This window comes from Flavobacterium sp. (genome assembly GCF_044371705.1).
Lineage (GTDB): Bacteria > Bacteroidota > Bacteroidia > Flavobacteriales > Flavobacteriaceae > Flavobacterium.
Window position 1 is genome coordinate 1 of record NZ_JBILTE010000226.1, and the last position, 3,822, is coordinate 3,822.

The window sequence follows — 3,822 nt, forward strand, 5'->3', positions numbered from 1 at the left end:
GTATGAATCAATACCTTTTTATTCTTTGATGGTGTTTTTTATTGCCACATCAGTTTAAATTTTGCATTAATCAATTTTTTTTAGAGCTGTTAGTTAGCTATCAAATAAATTATTCTTCAAATACAGTTGAGCGAATATAAAATTCTGATTATCGTACATTTCTTCATAAATTGACTGAGAATGAAAAAAATTACGGAATTCATAAGTTTAACAAATGTTTTTAGTATTTTTAGACCAATTTTATTTCACTACAAAAATAGACTGTCCTTTTTGGTTAGCCTATTTGTGGAGAATAATTTTTTTGAGAATATCGTTATTTAAACTAATTACTTTTTTATGAAAAAAACCTTACTTTTAATTTTGCTTTTTGCTTTTGGAAGTGCATTTCCACAACAGAATTTGTGGCAAAAAGTTTCTGAAGACCGTTTAAATGGTTCAGAAAAACTAGATCGTTCAACAACAATACTTTCCTATGATGTTTACGAACTATCGTTAACTAATTTAAAATCGCAGTTGAATGGAGCAATTCAGCGAAATAGTGAAGGTGTTAAATCAACTCTTATTATCTCATTTCCAAATTCTGAAGGTGAATTGGTTGATTTTAGAATTTATGAAGCCTCCAATTTACATCCTCAATTGGCCGCTACTCATCCTGATATCAAATCGTATGTGGGTGTAGCTGTTAATGATAAAAGCAGTACCATTCGTTTCAGTACCACAATTTTTGGTTTTCATGGGATGATTTTTTCCTCATCAGGAACCACATTAATTGATCCGTACACGAAAGATTTGAATCATTATTTGGTGTATGCAAAAAAGAATACTCAAACCGATCGTTATTTTGAATGTTTGGTTGAAGAGGTAGCAGAAGAGTTACCAAAAGGAGTTCAATTCTCTCCTAAAAATGCCAATTCTATCGAAGCAAATACAGGCATCTTTAGAACGTATCGATTGGCACTTGCTTCTACGGAAGAGTATTCTCAATTTCATATTAATCAAGCTGGCGTAGCAGCTGGAACAGTAGCCCAAAGAAATGCAGCTGTGTTAGCCGCTATGAATGTAACGATGACCCGTGTAAATGGAGTGTATGAACGCGATATGTCTTTAACCATGCAAATTGTTCCTACAAATACAAGTATTATTTTCTTTTTACCGGAAAAGCCTGATAGCTATAGTAATAATGATGGTGGAGCTTTATTAAATCAAAATCAAACGGCCGTTGATGCAGCGATAGGTTCCGCAAATTACGATATTGGACACGTATTTAGCACAGGAGGTGGAGGGATTGCTGTATTAAATTCCCCTTGTTCAGTAAATAAAGCTAAAGGAGTTACAGGATCCGGTGCTCCAGTTGGAGATGCATTTGATATTGACTATGTAGCTCATGAAATGGGACACCAATTTGGAGCCACTCATACCCAAAATAATAGTTGTCAGCGAACAGCGGTAACTGCTGTAGAACCGGGAAGTGCTAGCACTATTATGGGTTATGCAGGAATTTGTCCACCAAACGTTCAAAATAACTCAGATGCTCATTTTCATGCATTTAGTTTAGCTCAAATGGATGCATTTGTTGCAGCAGGAGGTAACTGCTCTGTAAATAGTGCAAATAATAATGCTGCACCCGTAATTACGCCAATTCCTAATTTTACTATACCTATTAGCACAGCTTTTGAATTACCAGGAAATGCAACGGATGCTAATGGAGATGCATTGACGTATTGCTGGGAACAGACCAATATTGAAATTTCCACACAACCACCTGCAGCAACTAATACGGGAGGACCTAGTTTTAGATCGCTACCACCTTCTGCTTCACCAAATAGGTATTTGCCTGCTATGAATTCTATTCTTTCAGGTTTAACTTCCAATACTTGGGAAGTAGTTCCTTCTGTAGCTCGTACAATGGGCTTTGCATTAACTGTTAGAGATAATCGTACACCTAATGGAGGTCAAACTGCACGTGCAAATATGACTGTTACAACAGTAGCTACAGCAGGACCTTTTGTTGTAACTGCACCAAATACTGCCGTGTCATGGCAAGCTGGAAGCACACAAACAGTGATATGGAATGTAGCCGGAACTACGGCAAACGGGGTGAATACACCGAATGTTGACATTTATTTATCAACAAATGGCGGAAGTACATTCCCTATTTTATTAGCAAGTCAAGTACCTAATGATGGTTCAGAACTTATTACTGTTCCAAATAGTGTTGGAACCTCTAATCGAATTATGGTTAAAGGCAGTGGCAATATCTTTTTAGATGTATCGAACGCAAATTTTTCTATTACGGCACCTGTATCAACTATGGCCGTGGCTTTTAGTGGGGTTGTGGGAGAGCAAAATAAAACAGTTTGTAAAGGTTCTAATGCAACTTTTACATTTAATTATCAAACTTTTGCGGGTTTTAATGCATCAACAGCATTTTCTGTTACTGGTCAACCTGCGGGTACTACGGCAGTATTCACTCCTGCATCAACTAGTACAGCTGGAGCAGTTACTTTGCAGATTTCTAATACAACCCCTGCTCCTGTGGGCTTTTATACCTTAGTGGTAACCGCAACTTCAGGTGCTACGGTAAAGACAATGAATTTTTATTTAAATTTAGTTGATGGAGATTTCTTCCCTCCATCATTATCAACTCCTGCTAATAATGCTACTGGGATTAATCCTGCTAGCTTGACATTCAATTGGTTAAATGATCCGGGAGCTACATCGTATGACATCCAAATTTCAACGGTATCTTCTTTTGCAACAACAGTTGTAGAGGCGAATGTAACAACAAATAGTTATACAGCTACTAATTTACCTAGCTCTGCAACATTGTTTTGGAGAGTTAAACCTAAAAATAACGCTTGTGCGGGAAATTATTCAGCGTTTTTTACTTTCAGTACCATTTTTTGTGGACAAGCGGTTTCAACAAATGTGCCAGTAACTATTCCAACAACAGTAGCGACCGTTAGTTCAACTTTAACAATTCCAAATACTCAAAACGTAGTGATTCAAAAAATTACTGCAACATTGAATGTTACTCACACTTGGATAAACGACTTGGTGGTAACATTAATTAGTCCAACCGGGACGCAAGTTCAGTTGATGAGTCAAGAATGTACTAGCAGTGGTGCTTTTCAAAATACAGTTGCCACTTTTGATGATTTAGGGGCTGGAGTTGTTTGTTCTACAACACCTCCGGCATTGTCAGGAATTTTATTGCCTCAACAACCATTATCAGCGTTCAATGGACAAAACTCGCAGGGTATTTGGACTTTACAAGTGCAAGATTTATTCAATCAAGACGGAGGATCAATCAATAGTTGGAGTATTACTATTTGTAGTGCAAACCCACCGCTGTCAATCGATGATAATCAATTGGTAGATTTTTCAATGTATCCAAATCCAACCAAAGGTTCCTTTACCATTCAAATGGGTCAGACATTAAGTGAAAAAATCAACGTTGGTGTTTATGATATGAGTGGACGATTGGTGTTTGATAAAAATTACACATCCAACGGTTCGCTTGAAGAAACGATTACTTTAAACAGTCTTCAATCGGGAGTTTATCTTGTTTCTGTAACCGATGGCACACGAAAAGAAGTGAAGAAATTGATTGTAGAATAAATAGTTAATCAATAGTATCAATGAAACCCATTCGAAAGAGTGGGTTTTTTTATTGCCAATTGCCTTGAAGTTGTCTAATTATTTGCGGGACTTCCGCAATTTGAAATTGAAGGTCAAGTGTAGTTTTTGCTTTGGACTGATTTAAATTCAAACTTCCTGACTTCACCAAAAAGTAGCCGGCTTGACCCTTACAAAAACAAT

The 3,822-nt window shown here is 36.8% G+C and carries 1 protein-coding gene; it reads left to right on the plus strand.

Annotated features, from left to right (window positions below; translation table 11 throughout):
* The first annotated feature begins 336 nt into the window (after positions 1-336).
* Entirely contained in the window at positions 337-3,621 is a 3,285-nt protein-coding gene (locus ACIQ2S_RS12040; RefSeq protein WP_396176325.1) for a reprolysin-like metallopeptidase, read from the plus strand.
* The last annotated feature ends 201 nt before the right edge of the window (positions 3,622-3,822 follow it).